Consider the following 18,033-nt stretch of genomic DNA (forward strand, 5'->3'; position numbering starts at 1 on the left):
AACCTGTAAAGGGTTTTAAGATTGAGCGTGTGTATTAAATGCGATAGCAAAGAAATGATGGAAATTGCGAAATTCAAAAAGAAGTCGGTTAATGCAGATGGTAGCAGTTGCTACACCATTCAAGCCACTTGCCCAAATGTAACTATGTCAATGGAGAGTGGAAGCCTATGTGGTGGAACTTTTATGAATTAGGTGCAATGCAATGGTAGTTAAAGTATCTGGCATTGTTAATTAACCACGCCCAAAATAGATTTGTCAGGGCAAATCATATTTACCCTGACAAAATATCATCTTTTAAAAAACCACAAAACCCAATCATCTCTTATCGTCTAAATGCTCTTTTGCCATATCACGCATTTGTTGACGTAAATCATCATTATCCAGCACTGATTTGTCAATCAGACCATCCAAGTGTTTTTGATGGGTTTTGTCAAAATGTTGGTCATCATCGTGTTTTTGTACCATAAGGTCAAAGATTTGACGGCGACGTAGGCGTTCTTCTTTGATGATGTGGCGATTTTTTATCCAAGTGGTTGTCAAGACCAACAGCATGAGCATGCCAATATAGCCCAAAATCGGAAATACAGTCGCCACGAGTGTTTTAAAGCCTGCAAAACTTAGCCCAAAACCGACCGCCACAAAGATGACCATGAGCTTTTTAAAGCGAACATCATCCGCTCCTGAAAAACGTTTTGCCAGTGAATAATACAAACTGATGGCGGTATTAAAAATCATGCCAAAAATGATGATTGACATGAATGTGCCAAAGATGGGATGGATTTGGGCGACTAAGGCTTGCATGGGAATGGCAACTTGACTGGCAAGCTCAATGTTGGCAAGTAAGATAAAGGCGGTGCAAGTGGTAATTACGCCAATAATCGCCCCACCAATCAGTCCGCCTCGCCCCGCCTCGCCAACATACATCTCATTACCGCCCAGCACAAAGGACATCGCCGCCGCTGCCATGATACAAATGGCATAGTAGTTGACGACTGACACCCAAATATTTGGCAGAGCCTTTGGCAAGGTTTTGGCAAAACCATCTAAGGCTACCCAATCATAAGATTTTCCCCAAAATGTATAAATGGCAAGCAACACAATAATCCCCACAATGATGGGCGTAAATACACCAATGGCTTGGGTAACACGTTCAAAGTTCATCATACTCACAACGACGACCAACACCGAGCAGAGCAATGCACCAACCCATGTGGGCAGACCAAACTCTTGGTTTAGATTCGCCCCAGCCCCTGCAATCATCACAAAGCCCAGCACAAATCCACTCAAAATCAGTGAAATATCCAGCAGGCGGTACACCAATTTGCCCGTAATTCGCTCTAAAACCGCACTGTGTTCACGAGCTCGGTAGTATGAGCCGAGTGTCAAAATAATCCGCCCAAAAATGGCGTGTAAAATGCCAACAAGCACCACACCAACCAAACCAATTGTACCAAAATTGACAAAGTACTGAAAAACTTCTTGACCAGATGACAGTCCTGCCCCTGTAACCACACCGACATATGCCAATGCAATCATGATAATGCGTTTGTAATTCATAAAAAACCTTAAAACTTTACATGCCCCAAAACTCTACATAAAACTGTGTAAGCAAAGATTTGCAAAGCGGGTCTGGGTTGCAAATCTTGACCAAAATGAGCGTTTTATGGTGGGTTATCTATCATAAAAAAATATGAAATTATAACATAAAATGATAAAATAGGGCAAATTAAGCATAAATTATCAATCTGTTGCATAAAATGGCATGGGTGCTGGTGCTGGTGCTGAATAAAAGTCTTGGTATTGACGAATAAAGTTTGATAAAATCTGTTGTTATTGGCTGTTTGACTGATTTGGTCATGCCATTTGTACCACGCCACGTTTTATGTACCACGCCACTTTTACGCCACTTTTATGCCACTTTACTCATGTCAATAATCAAACCCCCTTTGCTGTGCCTGCCGATATTTGTTTTGTTAATGCCTGTTTTGAGTGCTTATCAAATGGCAATGGCTCATGACTGTGTCATGCCCAAAGTCAGCGATGAATATGACGGCGTTGAATGTGTGTTAGATGGACTCATCAAAGTTGCCCAAAATGGCAAATATGGTATGATGGATGACAGAGGGATTATTATTGTGCCAATCATGTTTGATGAAATTGGTCAATTTAACCATCAACTGGCAAGGGTAAAATACCGAGAAAAATTTGGTTTTATCAATCATCAAGGACTGCTAGTTGTACCACTAAAATATGATGATGTGGGGTTTTTTAAAAATGGCATGGCATTAGTTCGCAAGGAGGATGAGTATTTTATGGTAGATGGGCAAGGTCAAAGGGTGTTAGATGATGCCCCCGCCCCGCCAATGGCAAAGATGGATGTCGCTACCGTGGATTTGATTCATGAGTTGTTATTTGCTGAGCCTTTGATGCCAGAACCCAACCATTAATAGATGAGTTTTGACCAACTTTGATGGGTGGTAAATTTTGATCGCAATTTTACCCATTTTAGGCTATAATGACAGTCTTTGTATGATGAATACAAAAGCATTATTTACATTATTTAATAAACATTGGTAAGGTATATTATGGAACCTATGGTGGTGATTGCGTCCGAAGTGGCGAAAAAAGTCGGTCATGAGATTTTAAAGGCTCATGAGAACCGTCATCGTATTGATTTGGGTGTTGAGTCCAAAGGTTTGGATGGTTTGGTAACCAAGGTTGACCGTTATGCCGAAGAGCTGACCATTTCTTTGTTAAAAGAGAGTTACCCTAAGCATTCATTTTTGGGTGAAGAGTTTGGCTTGCAAGAGGGTAGGGGGGCAGATGCAGAGTGGTGTTTTGTCATTGACCCGCTAGATGGCACGCAGAATTTTGTGCATGGTGTGCCACATTTTTGTGTGTCTATTGGCATTCAGCATAAAGGTGTAACCGAGCATGGCGTGGTCTATGACCCTATGCGTGATGAACTGTTCACCGCCAGCCGTAATCGTGGAGCAAGACTTAACCAACGTCGTCTGTCAGTCTCGGGGCGTACCACGATAGCGGGCGGACTGTTTACCACAGGGCATCCTTATGAACGCATGATGGGCGAGACTCGCACGAGTTTTATCCGTCAGCATTTTGCCAGTTTGGCGGTGATTTGTGAGCAAGGCGGACAGGTTCGTCGCACAGGCTCAGCAGCACTGGATTTGTGTTATGTGGCAGCAGGACGTTTTGATGGTTATTTTGAGATGAATATTAAGCCGTGGGATGTGTGTGCAGGCGAGCTGATTGCCAGTGAGGCCAAAGCGGTGGTGGTTGACCACAAGGGAGCAAATAACGCCATGCAGACAGGTTCAGTCTTTGCCTGTAATGCCAAACTGCTAAAACCACTCATGCAAGCGGTCATCCCAACGTGGGAAAACGCACTGGCATGATAAACAAGCCAAAATAAACAAGCCAGATGGCTTTGAACATTTGAATGTGCAAAATCATCAAATAAAACCACCAAACAAACAAAGTAGCTTGAAGTTTTAGATGGTATTTAGGATGGTAAGCGGTAGTTTGGGACTGGTTTTTACAAATATAAAAGTTTTGGTAAATTTTTCTTGCATTTTTTAAAAATTCATGTATAATTAATCTCGGCTTCATCGGTAGCTTCGCAACTTTGATTTATGAACCCCGCCAGGACCGGAAGGTAGCAACGGTAGTAATCCCAAAGTGTGCCGAAGATGTGCTGGTGAAGTCATTTTTTTGTCTAAAATTTGACAACCCTTCTCTGTACGTATCTTCTCCTACATATCCATGATGATATTGTTATTTTCTGATGTCGTTCTTTTGAGATAATCTTTGTGTGCTTGTGTGCTTGTGTGCTTGTGTGCTTGTGTGCTTATTTTTACCAATTATTTTTAAATTTCTTAATGTCCCGACGCTGTTTTTTGTCAGGTTTGGTGGATGGTCTGGCAAGGTTTTGTAATTGACGTTGATGGGCAAAAAACTCTCTGGTGGCAATGCTCTCGTCCGTCTCATCGTATAGCGTTTGGGCGATGGTAGCACTGCCTCGATTGTCAGATAAGGCTTTGATAATTATTGTTTTTTGTTCTTGGACACTGGCATGACCTTGGCGAATGGTTAGAATGTCGCCTACGTGTAACTCTTTGCTTGTTTTGATTTTTTGACCGTTCATGTGAACCTTTCCGCCTTCTATTGCTTCTTTGGCAAGCGTGCGAGTGCGAAAAAATCGAGCAGCCCACAGCCATTTATCGGCTCGGACTTTATTTAGGGTTTGGGGTTCTTGATTGGTTTGGTTGTTCATGGAGTGTCCAGTATTTTTATAACATCAAAGGTTTCAAACAATAACCACATTTTATCATCAAATATCCCAAACCGTTCAAAAAATTCTTGATGAGCCGTCCGCCAAAAATCAAGCGACAAATCGCCTTCGCCTTCTTGACGTGCCAACTTTTCATCAACATCACAAAAGCGAATGATGAATTGGGTAGTGTTTTGGATAACACAGCGTGGGCGGTTTTGTCCGTCTGTGATGACTTGCAGGCTACCAACGGGGTAAGCTGGCTCGTCCAAATGCCAATGTAGAGCGGTGCAAGTGGCTCGCTTTTTGCCGTCTAAGACAAGCCCTACAAGTTCGTCTGCCATTTGGGGGCTGTCGCCAAATGACCAATGGGGCAGGGCGGTAATGTCCAAATTGTCGGTGCTTATATTGCCAAATTTGTCAAACATAAGTGCTTCCAAGTTAAAAAATTGCCATCAGGACAACCCAATGGCAATGTGTGATTTACATTCTCTCAACCGTCTTAATACCGAGTAAATTTAAGCCTGTTTTTAAGGTCTTAGCGGTCAAATCCGCCAGTTGTAGGCGACTGTTTTTGGTGTCATCATCTGCTGACAAAATCGGGCAGGCTTCATAAAATGATGAGAAAACCCCAGCCAATTCATACAGATAGGCACACAAAACATGAGGTGTGCCGTCTTTGGCAACTTGACGTAGGGCTTCTTCAAATTGGAGTAATTTGACCGCCAATGCTCGCTCTTTGTCGTCCGTGATGACAATCTCGCCTGTTAGCGTGTCAGGATTTACCCCTGCTTTGGCAAAAATAGAACGCACACGTGTATAAGCGTACTGCATATAAGGGGCGGTATTGCCCTCAAAGTTTAGCATGCTGTCCCAATCAAACACATAATCAGTTGTTCGGTGTTTGGATAGGTCAGCGTATTTTATCGCTCCGATGGCAACAGCATCAATGAGTGCTACTTTCTCATCTGCATTCATGTCAGGGTTTTTACTGTCTATTAATACTGTGGCACGGGCAACAGCTTCATCAAGTAGGTCAGTAAGTTTGATTGTACCGCCTGTGCGAGTTTTGAACGGTTTGCCATCACTGCCTAACATCATGCCAAAATTATGATGCTCTAATTTGAACGTATCAGGCACAAATCCGCCAAGCCGTGCAATCGCCCATGCCTGTGCCATATGTTGGGCTTGACGGGTATCAGAGTAAACAATGGCACGGTCAGCATTTAAGGTATGATAACGATAGCTTGCAGCAGCAATGTCGGTGGTAGTGTACAAAAATCCGCCGTCTTTTTTTTGGATGATGATGCCAAGCGGCTTGCCTTCTTTGTTTTTAAATTCAGGCAGATATACCACAGTCGCCCCGTCATCTTCTACCGCCATGCCTTTTTCTTTTAGGGTTTTGACGATGTCAGGGAGCATGGGGTTGTATAGACTCTCGCCCATGATGTCTTTATCGGTTAGGGTTACGTTCAGGCGTTCATAGCTGGCTTGGTTTTGGCTCATGGTAATGGCAACGAGTTTTTGCCACATGGCAAGGCAATATTCATCACCACTTTGGAGTTTGACCACATAGCCACGAGCTTTTTCGGCAAATGCTTCATCGTTGTCATAAGTTGCTTTGGCATCACGGTAAAAGGCTTCTAAGTCAGATAATGCCATATCGGACGCATTTTCATTTTGCATTTTTTCAAGGTAGGCGATGAGCATACCAAACTGTGTTCCCCAGTCGCCCACATGGTTGGCACGAATGACGGTATCACCCAAAAATTCAAGCACACGTACCAAACTGTCGCCAATGATGGTAGAACGCAAATGCCCAACGTGCATCTCTTTGGCGACATTGGGCGATGAGTAGTCAACGACAACTGTCTGGTTATGATTTGATGTGATGCCCAAATGTTCCGATAAGCGTGCATTTTGAACGGATTTTGCCAAAAAATCTGTATCAAGAAAGATATTAATAAAACCAGGCCCTGCAATTTCTAATTTTTTGGCAATACCATCTAAGGATTGGTTGGCGTTTAACTCATCAAGTACTTTTTGGGCAAATTCTCGTGGGTTGATACCAAGTTTTTTAGCAACACCCATCACGCCATTGGCTTGATAATCACCAAATTGGGGCTTATTTGACTGTTTAATGATGGGGTCGGTGCCTTTATCTGCTCCTGCGTTTATCATCGCGGTTTGTAGGTGAGTGTGAAGTAGGGTGGAGATGTTCATGATGGCTCTTAAAAGTGATATTAAACGAATTATTATACTAAAAATTGAACAGTTTTGGCAAAAATCATCACAGAACTGTCAGGGCTGGTAGCATGCCCATAAAGTGGAAAAACCCCGCCAGCAGACAGGGTTTTGGGTATGTTTGGGTCAGCTTCTCAACGTTTGTTCATCGTTTTTGACAACCATACTGGGCTTTAAGGGCATGAGTGGGGCAACCAAGGCGACTTTTAGCACCTCATCGATGGTCTCAACCGCTTGAATGGTCAAACCCTCTTTGACGTTATCAGGAATGTCGGCAAGGTCAGGTTCGTTGGCTTTGGGGATAAGCACATGTTCAGAGCGGCAAGCAGTTTTTCTTTTAGACCGCCAATTTTTAGCACTTTACCGCGTAAGGTAACCTCACCTGTCATGGCAATGTCAGCACGAATGGCAATGCCTGTAAAAGCAGAAACCAAAGCGGTGGTCAGGGCAATGCCTGCGGACGGGCCGTCTTTGGGTGTAGCACCCTCAGGCATATGCACATGAACGTCGGTATCTTTGAACTTATCATAACTGATGCCAAAACGCTCACCCCCTGCACGTACCACACTCATGGCGGCACGAATGGATTCTTTCATGACATCGCCAAGCGACCCTGTAAAGACAAGCTCACCTTTGCCCTGCATGGTAGCGGTTTCAATGGTGAGCAACTCGCCACCCACCGAAGTCCATGCAAGTCCTGTAATGCGTCCGATTTCAGGGTCTTTTTCGGCAAGCCCAAAGTCAAAGGGTCTAACACCCAAATAATCGGTAATGTTTTCATCTGTTACCGACAAAGACTCAATTTTGCTGTCTTTTTTGGGTTTGATGCCATAGGTTTCAATCTGTGAACGTACCGCTTTACGGCTGATTTTGTTAATCTCACGCTCCAAATTACGCACGCCTGCTTCACGAGTATAGTGGCGGATGATGTTAAGAACAGCATCATCGCTAATATCAAGCTCATCTTTGCCAAGTCCGTTTTGTTCCAGGGCTTTGGGAGCGAGATGGTTTTTGGCAATGTTCATTTTTTCATCTTCGGTATACCCTGGCAGACGGATTACCTCCATGCGGTCAAGCAAGGCAGGGGGTATGTTCATTGAGTTGGCGGTACAGATGAACATCACCTGAGATAAATCCAAATCCAAATCAAGATAATGGTCATTGAAACTGTTGTTTTGCGATGGGTCAAGCACTTCTAATAAGGCGGATGCAGGGTCACCACGGTAGTCTTGTGCCATTTTATCAATCTCATCCAGCAAAAACAGCGGGTTTTTAACGGCCACTTTTGCCAAAGACTGCACAATTTTACCGGGCATGGCGCCGATATAGGTACGGCGATGTCCACGGATTTCAGCTTCATCACGCACACCACCTAATGCCATACGCACAAATTTACGCCCTGTGGCGCGAGCAATGCTCTCGCCCAGCGATGTTTTTCCCACCCCAGGAGGACCAACCAAACACAAAATCGGGCCTTTTAATTTTTTGACACGAGATTGTACTGCCAGATATTCCAAAATACGGTCTTTGACATCATCTAGCCCATAGTGGTCTTTGTCTAGCGTTTCTTTGGCTTTATTTAGGTCAACAGATACCTTGCTTGCTTTTTTCCATGGGGTATCTAGTATCCATTCTACATAACCACGTACCACCGATGCCTCTGATGAACTTGGGGGCATTTGTTTTAGTTTTTTAAATTCGGTTTCAGCCTTTTTGCGGACATCATCAGGCAGGTCAGCATTGTTTAGGCGTTTTTCAAGTTCTCCGTCTTCTTCATCTGCCCCATCATTTAAGTCAGACAGCTCAGACTTAATCGCTTTCATTTTTTCATTTAAAAAATACTCACGATGGTTGTTTTCCATCTGCTTGCGTACGCTCTCTTGAAGTTCATTTTCAAGCGACTGCTCAGCATGATTGCTGACAAAAAAATCAACCAGCGTTTGGTAATGATCGGTGATATCGTTATCTTCAAGCAGTGTTTGTTTTGTGTCAAGGGGCATGGATATGCGAGTGGCGATAAAGTACATGAGCTCGGTCAAGTCGTTAATCTTGCCTGCCACACGGATAATCTCACGTCCGTTACGTAGATTTTCTTCGGCAAAATTGGCAAAAAAGTCCATCAGTACCTTTTTATAGGCTTCTTTGTCGTCATCACTTAGTGTATCGCTAACAGGCTTTTTGTGAAATGTCGCCACAAGAGTGTTATGTGCCTTATCAACATTAACATCTCTCACTTTGGCACGCATTTGCCCTTCGATGAGTACTTTAAGACAGTTTTCATCAGCATCATGGGGCATGGTGCTGATGACCTTGCACACCGTACCAAAGTGGTAAAGATTGTCTGTACTAATCTCCTCTGACAGCGAGTCTTTTTGTGAGACCACAAGCAGATGACCATCAAAACGCTCATCGGCAAGTTCTATGGCATTGATGGACTGCTCACGCCCCACAAATAGAGCGATTTGCATGTGTGGATAAACCACGACATCACGCACGGCAAGTAGGGGTAAGGTTTGGTTATCAGGCATGATAAACTCCAAATAAATTCTTATAATGTTGACCTGTTATGGTGGCAGGCGTGGTAAATTGCAAGGCGGTGCGATGGTTTTATGAAAAATTGGGTCAAAAATCGTATTATTGTTTATAATATGGTCAATGCTAAAAGCCAAATCATGCCATAAAGTACACTTGTCGGTTTTGCTTTATTTTGCTATATTATTCAAAACTCTAAAAACATCTATCAATTTTTTAAATGATGAAAGGAAAAAACCATGCAAATCATTAATAAACCAACATCGGCTTATGTCGGTGCATCTTGGGCGATGCTGGGCGTGGGCGTGCTTGGCTTTTTGGTTGGTCTGTGGAATGCCGAGATGATGTTAAACGAGAAGGGCTATTATTTTGCGGTGTTGGCATTGGGGCTGTATGCGGCGATTAGCCTACAAAAAACCATTCGTGATAAAGCAGAAAATATCCCTGTGTCGGGCATTTATTATGGCATTAGTTGGTTGGCGTTGGGGCTTGCGATGTTACTGATGACCGTGGGTCTATGGAACGCCACTTTGCTACTTAGCGAAAAGGGCTATTATTTTATGGCGTTTACCTTGTCACTCTTTGCGGTGATTACCATTCAAAAGAACATTCGGGATTTGCAAGTGGTTAAGGAATATGAAAATCCTTATGAGCAGGGCGATGTCTTTTTGGAAAAAGATGATTTTTTAAAAGAAAAAGAGTAAGTGTTTTTGGTGTCTTATCCCATTTTGGCTTCTTATATAAGTGCTTTGTTTATCAAGGGCGAATTGCAATTCGTCCCTACAACCTAAAAATGATTATTGAATAATCAATAAGTTGCTATTTTGAGTCAAGAGTGAATTATCTTACCTTTTCGCCAAAATATGCAAGTACCGCCCCATTTGCCAAAAAGGGTGCGTTTGGGAGTAGTTAAGTTCCATCGCCATAACATCATCAGGATTACCCAGTCCGCCACGTTTTAAGGGAGTATAGTCAGAGAACACTCGTATCCCTGATTGGCAAATGATGGTGTATTTTTTATCATCAAGCCATGATTTGACCGTCTCATAAGGCACAGGATTGTTTGGGGTTAGACTTTTGTTATCGGCGGGTTTGGGGTGTTCTAATTGATAAAAATTACCCATGATAAGGTTGCGATAAATCATGCTGGCAGGATTGTAAAAGCATAAAGACAAGTAACCATCATCGGCTAAAAATTCATCAAAAAACGCCATGATTTTGGCAGGTTCGCCAAGCCATTCTAGGACAGCATGGCATAAAATCAAATCAAAGGTCTCACCCTGCAACCGTGTGGCAAGCTCTTGATAAGAAGCGGTGATAAAACGAGGTGATACGCCAAGTTTGCTTGCGGTGTTTTGGGCTTGTTGTATCATCTTAGTAGAGATGTCGCTGATGGTTGTGTCATGATGTGTGGCAAGGTTTAGGCTGATTTGAGCAAGTCCTGCCCCTATGTCCAACACCCTAAGCGGATGATTTGGCAAATGTTTGGATAAGTCTCGCTCTAATACGGCAAGGCGGATTTGACCTTTTGGGGTGCCATAGACTTTTTTGGCAAAATGATCGGCGATGTCATTAAAATTACGGTCATTAACATGAGAATGGGAGATGGTATCATTCATGGTAAAAATAATTTGGCAAATGGGTTTGGCGTGGTATAATGGTTGGGGTCTGCCCTTTATGGCACATTATAGCACATAACATGATTTGCATTTTAAATTTACATGTGAAAAACGACCATCTGTCCACTAAACACCAGCCTGATGCTTAAAATTTGGGTATAAAAATTTAGGTATATTTTAGGTGTATATAGGTATAAAATGATGAGCATTGGCATGATTAACATGCACATGATTTGGTTATTGGGGTTGTTTTAAAAACCTGTCATGCTCTTATTTTTAACCCTATTTTTTAAATTGGGTATTTTATTGTAGAGCACAAGACCGCCACACCCCAAATGTCAACCAAGATTTTGAGATAAACCATGAAAATACTTAACCATTTAACCTGTGTGTCTGCCATCGCCCTTGCGTTAGCTGGCATGGTCGGATGCACCAAAAAGGATGATCCCAAACCACAGGCAGAAATTGATGTTGCTACCCCCAAGGTTGCCCAACACCCTGTTATGGTCTGTGATGATATTGGTTTAAAAAACCGTGTGGTCAGCCTTGTGCGTGATGAGCTTTATACAGCATCTGTGCATGCACTTGGTAGTGGAGCAAGCGAGCAGTTGGCGTTACAGCTAAACGCACGTTTGTTGGAGCTGGATATTGATTTGCAAAACATCAGCCAAACCGCCAGCGAGTGTCGTGGACAGCTTCATATCGTCCTACCCAGTCAAGAGATTGAGACTGCCAATAAGGTATTTGGCAGGGCAGGCGTGGCAGGTCTAGAAGAGCAAGCCATTGAAGATGGCATAAGTATTATGGGGGGCAATCGTCTTGTGGGTGATTTTGTTTTTCACTCAGATGAGCAAACACTGACCATTGATAATAACACGCCTGTCATTATGCTTGCGTCTGAAACCATGGCAACAGCAATACGTGCAATGAATCGCCAAAACCTGGTCAATGCCAAACGTGAAACCGCCAATATCGGTCAAGAGTTTAATGACATCATCCCTGCCCCAACGGTGCAAATCCGCCCTGTGGAGTTGCCACCATTGCCTCAAATTCCCACGCCCGAAGAAGCCATTTTACAGCCTGAGGACATCCCATCTGGCATACCACAAGCCTTTGAATCTAATACAAAACTCGCAGAATCCAAGATGACATCCAAGATGACATCCAAGACCCAACCAGAGACAACATCACAGACCCAAACACCATCCAAACCAAAAACAAAGCCCACAGCTGAATTTGAAACACAAAAACCCATCAGTGATGAGATTGTCATTATTGAGACCGATGAGACTTACTGATATTTTTATGTCATTTTAAGCCAAGTGGCAAGTGATGATAAGTGGCAATATGCCCCAAAGCGATTTGGAGTTTTGTTTTAAAATGATGATTTTAACTGATTTTAACTGATTTTAACTGATTTTAACTGATTTTAACTGATTTTAACTGATTTTAACTGATTTTAATGAATTCCCCCAGTTTTTCATTCATCCATGCCCTAGTATTTTTTTTAAATTTTTAGTATGATAGCCCCTTTATCAAAAACCATTGTCAAGTTAAAGGCATAGCATGAGCGACTTACACCTGTATAATACTTTATCGGCACAAAAAGAGCGTTTTGTTCCCATCCATGATGGCAAAGTGGGCATGTATGTCTGTGGCATGACGGTGTATGATTATTGTCATATTGGACATGCTCGGGTGATGGTGAGTTTTGATGTGATTTATCGTTGGTTGTCTCGTTATTTTGAGGTAAACTACGTCCGCAACATCACCGACATTGACGACAAAATCATCAAACGAGCAAACGAAAACGGCGAAACCATTGGCGAGCTGACCGCACGTTTTATCAGTGCCATGCACGAAGATGCTGACCGCTTAGGATGCTTGCGTCCAACCAGTGAGCCTAAGGCAACTGACCACATTCCCCAAATGCTTGATATGATAAATACCTTGCAGTCCAAAGACCTAGCCTATCAGGGGGCAAGTGGCGATGTGTATTATAAGGTGGCAAATTTTCCTGAGTATGGCAAGCTGTCTAAACGTAAACTTGCTGACATGCAAGCAGGGGCAAGGGTTCTTACAGTAGATGATAAAGACAACCCTTTTGATTTTGTGCTGTGGAAATCTGCCAAACCGTTTGAACCACATTGGCAAAGTCCATGGGGTTTGGGTCGCCCTGGTTGGCATATTGAGTGCAGTGCGATGAGTACTTGTTGTTTGGGTGAGAGTTTTGACATTCATGGTGGCGGGCATGATTTGCAGTTTCCACACCATGAAAACGAGATTGCCCAAAGCGAGGGGGCGACAGGCAAACAGTACGCCAACAACTGGCTACATGTTGGTTTTGTCAATGTGGATGATGAAAAAATGAGCAAATCCTTGAACAACTTCTTTACCATTCGTGAGGTGTTGCAGGATTTTCATGCCGAGACCGTTCGCTTTTTTATCCTATCTAGTCATTATCGCAGTCCGATTAACTTCTCTGATACGGCTTTAAAAGAAAGCCATACCGCCTTATCACGTCTATATCACGCCCTAAAACCTTTTGAGGTGGTAGAGATAGATGAGACGGTGTGGGATGGTGAGCATGGGCAAGCCTTTGTGCGTGCGATGAATGATGACTTTAACACCGCCCAAGCGATGAGTGTTTTATTTGAGGTTGCAGGCGAGATAAATAAAGCGGTTAAGGCAGACGACATGGCAGGCGGACTAAAATTTGCTGTGATATTAAAGACGCTGGCACGTGTGCTAAACATCGCCCAAACTGCTCCAAAAGCCTTTTTACAAGCCCAAATTGGTGATGAGAGCATCTCTGAGAGTGAGATTTTGGCGATGATTGATAAGCGTAAACAAGCCAAAGCTGACAAGGATTTTGCGCTTGCTGACCAAATCCGTGCCGAGCTAGAAGAACAAGGTGTGGCGTTAGAAGACGGTAGGTCAGGGACGAGCTGGCGAAGAGTGTGAATAAAGGTTGGGTGTATGATAATGATGGTTGTTATTATTGTCATAACACAATAATAACAAGGATAACCAAGCTAACGTTTGGCTATGGTGTGATGAGACTTTAATTACAAATAACCAAATCTCATCAGTGCTTGCTGTTTGGGTTGCATTCACCATCACGCACATCTATCACCTTAGTGTCATTTGGGATGAATGTATGGGCAGCACAGCGGTTGCCAAAGGTTTCATCAAAGCGTTGTCCATTTTGTTCAAGTGTGGCACAGACAGGAAAATACTCCATGGTGCAGTGCTTCATGGACATGGCAGGTTCTGACAGAGTAGATGGATGGGGTGCTATCGCATCAATAACAGCAGGCTTAGGCGTTACTGTTGGTGCGGTGCAGGCGGTTAGTAGTAATGGGCAAAGTAGGGTAAGGCGTTTCATAACTGGTGCTTATATAAGTAAGTTAGGTATAAGTTTATAGATTGATTGGGTATTTTATATCATAGTTATCTTGTCATCAACTTTATTTTGTAATTTACGGATACCTTCAAAATTAATCAATAAATTAAATAAATTGATAATTGACAAGTCTGATAATCTGTTGTATAATGCACCGCTAATTTTACACTCTCAAACCGATATACAATGCCAAAACAAACAAGTAACCGTATATCCAAAGGCTAGGCAGATGACTGTTTAGCTTTTTTTGGTTTTTTGATGGTGTATTTTCCATTTTTGCCATAAGGGGCTGTTATGTTAAGATTAAGTTATGAAGCATTGACCTTTGATGATGTATTGCTGCTACCTGCCTACTCTGAGGTGTTGCCAAAAGATGTGAGCTTATCCACTCGTCTGACCCGTGAGATTGACCTAAACTTACCAATCTTATCGGCGGCGATGGATACCGTTACCGAATCAAAGATGGCAATTGCCATGGCACAGCTTGGTGGCATGGGCATCATTCACAAAAACATGGACATCAGCCGTCAAGCCAGTCGTATCCGTCATGTCAAAAAGTTTGAAGCGGGTACCGTTGCCGATCCCATTACTGTAAGTCCAGAGACAAGTGTGGGCGAGCTGCTTCGCATCACTCGTGAAAATCACATTTCAGGTGTGCCTGTGGTAGATGATAGCCGTCAAGTGGTAGGCATTGTAACACACCGTGATTTGCGTTTTGAGACCAATCTTAATCAGCCTGTCAAAAATGTGATGACCCCAAAGGATAAACTCGTTACTGTCAAAGAAGGTGAGTCTACTGAGAATATCAAACGCTTATTGCACACGCACCGCATTGAAAAAGTAATTGTTATTGATGATAATTTTCACTTAAAAGGACTAATTACCGTCAATGATTTTAGCAAAGCCGAAAACAATCCTAACGCCGCCAAAGATGCACAAGGTCGCTTGCGTGTGGGGGCGGCGGTTGGTACAGGGGCGGATACCGAGGCACGTGTAGAGGCACTCGTAGAGGCTGATGTAGATGTGATTGTGGTTGATACCGCTCATGGACATAGCCGTGGTGTGATTGATAGGGTTGCCTTTATCAAGAAAAAATACCCCCACATACAAGTCATTGGCGGTAACATTGCCACAGGTGATGCTGCCCTTGCCCTCTTAGATGCTGGGGCGGATGCTGTTAAAGTTGGCATTGGGCCAGGTTCTATCTGCACCACTCGTATCATTGCAGGGATTGGTGTGCCACAGATTAGTGCCATTGATAATGTGGCAAGTGCCTTACAAGAGCGTATCCCACTGATTGCTGATGGCGGCATTCGTTTTTCTGGCGATATGGCAAAGGCTTTGGCAGCAGGAGCAAGCTGTATCATGGTAGGGGGACTCTTAGCAGGGACAGAAGAAGCTCCTGGTGAGATGGAGCTGTATCAAGGTCGCTACTATAAGGCATATCGTGGTATGGGGTCGCTTGGGGCGATGAGCGGACAAAATGGTTCATCTGACCGTTATTTTCAAGATGCCAAAGAGGGTGTGGAAAAACTTGTGCCAGAAGGCATTGAAGGACGTGTGCCATACAAAGGTTCGGTAACAGGCATCATCAATCAGCTGGCTGGCGGTCTGCGTTCGTCCATGGGTTATACAGGTTGTGCTACCATTGAAGAGTTACGAACTAAGCCACAGTTTATTAAGGTAACATCGGCAGGTATGAAAGAGTCGCACGTTCATGATGTGCAGATTACCAAAGAAGCTCCGAATTATCGTCAAGGTTAATTATCATCAAGGTTAATGAAAAATATTTTAGCAGTTTAACCTTGTTAGGATAAAATCCATCCAATCAAATCCATCCAATCAAATCCATCCAATCAAAGGTTGGATGGATTGTTAATGATTAAAATCCAAATCTACCCAAAGGTAAATCTGGGTAAATTTGGCGTTTTCTGCTTATCTTATCATTTCTTGTTCTGATCTGATGGATTTTGAGTGGTTGTTTTTAGTCCTGTATATTTCTCAAAATTCTCAGCATAATCATCAATATTATCGCTAAGCATTTTTTGGTATTGCTCAGTATAAAAGGCGATGATGTCCGCTTTTTCTTTGGTAAAATCCGACCCCTTGACAAAACCAATGCTTGCCGCCGACACCGCAAAACGAGCGGCGGCATAACTCAAAGATGCTGCCACTTGCCCTGCGTGAGAGTTTGGTGATAATTGGCTGTTGGCAAGCGTAATGACACTGTCCGCCCGTTCAAAAAAAGCGTTGGCATTTTGGGGGAGTTCGGCGGTGTTATTGGTCATTTGTTCATTAAGATTTGACATAGATTTTTCCATTAAACTAAGATTGATGATAAGAACTAAGATGATAAGATTGATGAGTGGATAAAATTAACGGTTGGTTCATTGGTCATTTAGGCACATTGGTTGGGTCAAATCCTTTGTTCAATGGTGAATGTTTGATTTTGGATAAACATCCAAATTTAAACATGCTTGCCCAATGATGCCAAATTAACAAAAGCCAGTCAAAAACTGGCTCTAATATTAGCATGATTTTGATAAATTACCAATTTGTATCCGCCATAATCGCCTCTACTTTATCGGTCTTTTCCCAAGTAAAGGCATTGTCCGTACCATGTCGCCCAAAATGCCCGTAACTTGCCGTGATTTGATACATCGGTTGTAGCAAGTCCAGCATACGAGTGATGCCGTAGGGGCGTAGGTCAAAATGGGTGCGGATAAGGCGGATAATCTCATCATTAGACACCTTGCCTGTATTAAAGGTATTGACCGAGATAGAAGTCGGCTCTGCCACGCCAATGGCATAGGACACTTGCACTTCAATGCGGTCGGCAAGCCCTGCCGCCACGATGTTTTTGGCGACATAACGCCCTGCATAGGCAGCCGAACGGTCAACTTTGGACGGGTCTTTTCCGCTAAACGCACCGCCCCCATGACGAGCCATACCGCCGTAGGTGTCCACGATAATTTTACGTCCAGTCAGACCAGCATCTCCCACAGGCCCTCCGATGACGAATTTACCTGTTGGGTTAATATGGTATTTTGTGCCAGCGTGGAGCAGTTCGGCAGGAATGACTTGTTTGATAATCTCTTCCATGACCGCTTCATGCAGGTCAGCTTGGCTAATCTCGGGGTCGTGCTGAGTGGACAGCACCAACGCATCTACCGCCAATGGGCGATGATTGTCATCATAGCGTAGGCTTACCTGTGCCTTAGCGTCTGGGCGTAGCCATGAGAGCGTGCCGTTTTTACGCAGTTCGGCTTGGCGTTCCATTAGGCGGTGTGAGAGCTGAATGGGAGCAGGCATGAGTACGTCTGTCTCAACGCACGCATAGCCAAACATCAACCCTTGGTCGCCTGCCCCTTGGTCTTCGGGGCGTTGTCTGTCCACGCCTTGGGCAATCTCGGGCGACTGATTGCCAATCATGTTGATGACCGCACAGCTTGCCCCGTCAAAGCCCAAATCGCTATGGTTATAGCCGATTTTATTGACCGTACGGCGGACGATTGCTTCCACGTCAATGTTGGCATGGGTTGTAATCTCTCCTGCCAGTACCACAGCCCCTGTTTTGGTCAAGCTCTCACATGCCACACGAGCGTCCTTGTCTTGGGTCAAAATCTCATCAAGTATGGCATCTGAGATTTGGTCTGCCATTTTATCAGGGTGTCCTTCGGAAACGGACTCTGATGTAAATAATTGATAATTCATAAAAAATCACTTAAATAGATTAAAAAACTTACGACATTCTGGTGGCTTTTCATCATTTACAACGTAAATCTAGGCTTGACAGAATGAGCAAAACTCTACATCGTAAGGCGAGAATATCTGGATTTTACATAGATATTTGGCGGAAAATTATACCCCATTTTGGCAGATAAATGTAAAAAAATAGATGAAAAAAATTTGGCAAACCATGAAAAATTTTGCAGTCGTTG

14 protein-coding genes, 1 other RNA gene and 1 pseudogene are annotated in these 18,033 nt (G+C 43.4%); 7 read left to right on the forward strand and 9 right to left on the reverse strand.

What is annotated here, in order from left to right:
• Positions 1-315: 315 nt before the first annotated feature.
• Positions 316-1,557 (reverse strand): YkvI family membrane protein, encoded by a 1,242-nt coding sequence (locus A7456_RS05115; RefSeq protein WP_062498984.1) that lies wholly within the window; start codon positions 1,555-1,557, stop codon positions 316-318.
• A 257-nt stretch (positions 1,558-1,814) separates the two neighbouring features.
• Between A7456_RS05115 and A7456_RS05120 the strand changes: the two genes are divergently transcribed.
• The 3 genes from A7456_RS05120 to ffs all read left to right on the forward strand — a co-directional run bounded on the left by A7456_RS05120 (position 1,815) and on the right by ffs (position 3,724).
• Positions 1,815-2,447 (forward strand): WG repeat-containing protein, encoded by a 633-nt coding sequence (locus tag A7456_RS05120; protein ID WP_067008244.1) that lies wholly within the window; start codon positions 1,815-1,817, stop codon positions 2,445-2,447.
• 138 nt (positions 2,448-2,585) lie between these two features.
• The gene (locus A7456_RS05125; protein ID WP_066892038.1) at positions 2,586-3,416 is read left to right on the forward strand and encodes an inositol monophosphatase family protein; all 831 of its coding nucleotides are present in this window, start codon (positions 2,586-2,588) and stop codon (positions 3,414-3,416) included.
• 211 nt (positions 3,417-3,627) lie between these two features.
• Positions 3,628-3,724, forward strand: an RNA gene (gene ffs, locus A7456_RS05130) — signal recognition particle sRNA small type.
• A 150-nt stretch (positions 3,725-3,874) separates the two neighbouring features.
• On the opposite strand, the gene A7456_RS05135 is transcribed toward ffs, so the two are convergent.
• The 4 genes and pseudogenes from A7456_RS05135 to lon form a co-directional block, all read right to left on the reverse strand.
• Complete coding sequence (locus A7456_RS05135) at positions 3,875-4,294, reverse strand: RNA-binding S4 domain-containing protein (protein WP_067008247.1); 420 nt, start codon at positions 4,292-4,294, stop codon at positions 3,875-3,877.
• The gene (locus A7456_RS05140; RefSeq protein WP_067008250.1) at positions 4,291-4,719 is read right to left on the reverse strand and encodes an ASCH domain-containing protein; all 429 of its coding nucleotides are present in this window, start codon (positions 4,717-4,719) and stop codon (positions 4,291-4,293) included. The genes A7456_RS05135 and A7456_RS05140 overlap by 4 nt, the downstream gene beginning before the upstream one ends.
• A gap of 55 nt (positions 4,720-4,774) precedes the next feature.
• The gene (argS, locus tag A7456_RS05145) at positions 4,775-6,514 is read right to left on the reverse strand and encodes an arginine--tRNA ligase (protein WP_067008253.1); all 1,740 of its coding nucleotides are present in this window, start codon (positions 6,512-6,514) and stop codon (positions 4,775-4,777) included.
• 147 nt (positions 6,515-6,661) lie between these two features.
• Positions 6,662-9,063: pseudogene (gene lon, locus A7456_RS05150) on the reverse strand (endopeptidase La).
• A 243-nt stretch (positions 9,064-9,306) separates the two neighbouring features.
• Here lon and yiaA point away from each other — a divergent pair.
• A complete protein-coding gene (gene yiaA / locus A7456_RS05155; protein WP_067008265.1) occupies positions 9,307-9,771 on the forward strand; it encodes an inner membrane protein YiaA in 465 nt (154 codons plus the stop codon).
• A gap of 141 nt (positions 9,772-9,912) precedes the next feature.
• Here yiaA and A7456_RS05160 read toward each other — a convergent pair whose 3' ends face one another.
• Positions 9,913-10,686, reverse strand: coding sequence for a methyltransferase domain-containing protein (locus A7456_RS05160; protein WP_067008267.1), 774 nt, complete (start codon positions 10,684-10,686; stop codon positions 9,913-9,915).
• 362 nt (positions 10,687-11,048) lie between these two features.
• On the opposite strand from A7456_RS05160, the gene A7456_RS05165 reads away from it, so the two are divergent.
• Both A7456_RS05165 and cysS read left to right on the forward strand, forming a co-directional pair.
• Complete coding sequence (locus A7456_RS05165) at positions 11,049-11,984, forward strand: hypothetical protein (protein ID WP_067008268.1); 936 nt, start codon at positions 11,049-11,051, stop codon at positions 11,982-11,984.
• A 268-nt stretch (positions 11,985-12,252) separates the two neighbouring features.
• On the forward strand, positions 12,253-13,650 hold the full coding sequence (gene cysS, locus A7456_RS05170) for a cysteine--tRNA ligase (protein WP_067008271.1): 1,398 nt from the start codon (positions 12,253-12,255) through the stop codon (positions 13,648-13,650).
• A 124-nt stretch (positions 13,651-13,774) separates the two neighbouring features.
• On the opposite strand, the gene A7456_RS11170 is transcribed toward cysS, so the two are convergent.
• The gene (locus A7456_RS11170) at positions 13,775-14,074 is read right to left on the reverse strand and encodes a hypothetical protein (RefSeq protein WP_145916065.1); all 300 of its coding nucleotides are present in this window, start codon (positions 14,072-14,074) and stop codon (positions 13,775-13,777) included.
• A 312-nt stretch (positions 14,075-14,386) separates the two neighbouring features.
• Between A7456_RS11170 and guaB the strand changes: the two genes are divergently transcribed.
• Positions 14,387-15,856, forward strand: a complete 1,470-nt coding sequence (gene guaB, locus A7456_RS05180) for an IMP dehydrogenase (protein ID WP_066888792.1) — start codon at positions 14,387-14,389, stop codon at positions 15,854-15,856.
• 179 nt (positions 15,857-16,035) lie between these two features.
• On the opposite strand, the gene A7456_RS05185 is transcribed toward guaB, so the two are convergent.
• The gene (locus A7456_RS05185; RefSeq protein ID WP_227713292.1) at positions 16,036-16,401 is read right to left on the reverse strand and encodes a DUF3144 domain-containing protein; all 366 of its coding nucleotides are present in this window, start codon (positions 16,399-16,401) and stop codon (positions 16,036-16,038) included.
• 238 nt (positions 16,402-16,639) lie between these two features.
• Positions 16,640-17,806, reverse strand: coding sequence for a methionine adenosyltransferase (metK, locus tag A7456_RS05190; protein ID WP_067008273.1), 1,167 nt, complete (start codon positions 17,804-17,806; stop codon positions 16,640-16,642).
• Positions 17,807-18,033 lie beyond the last annotated feature (227 nt).

The organism is Moraxella nonliquefaciens (genome assembly GCF_001679005.1).
GTDB lineage: Bacteria > Pseudomonadota > Gammaproteobacteria > Pseudomonadales > Moraxellaceae > Moraxella > Moraxella nonliquefaciens.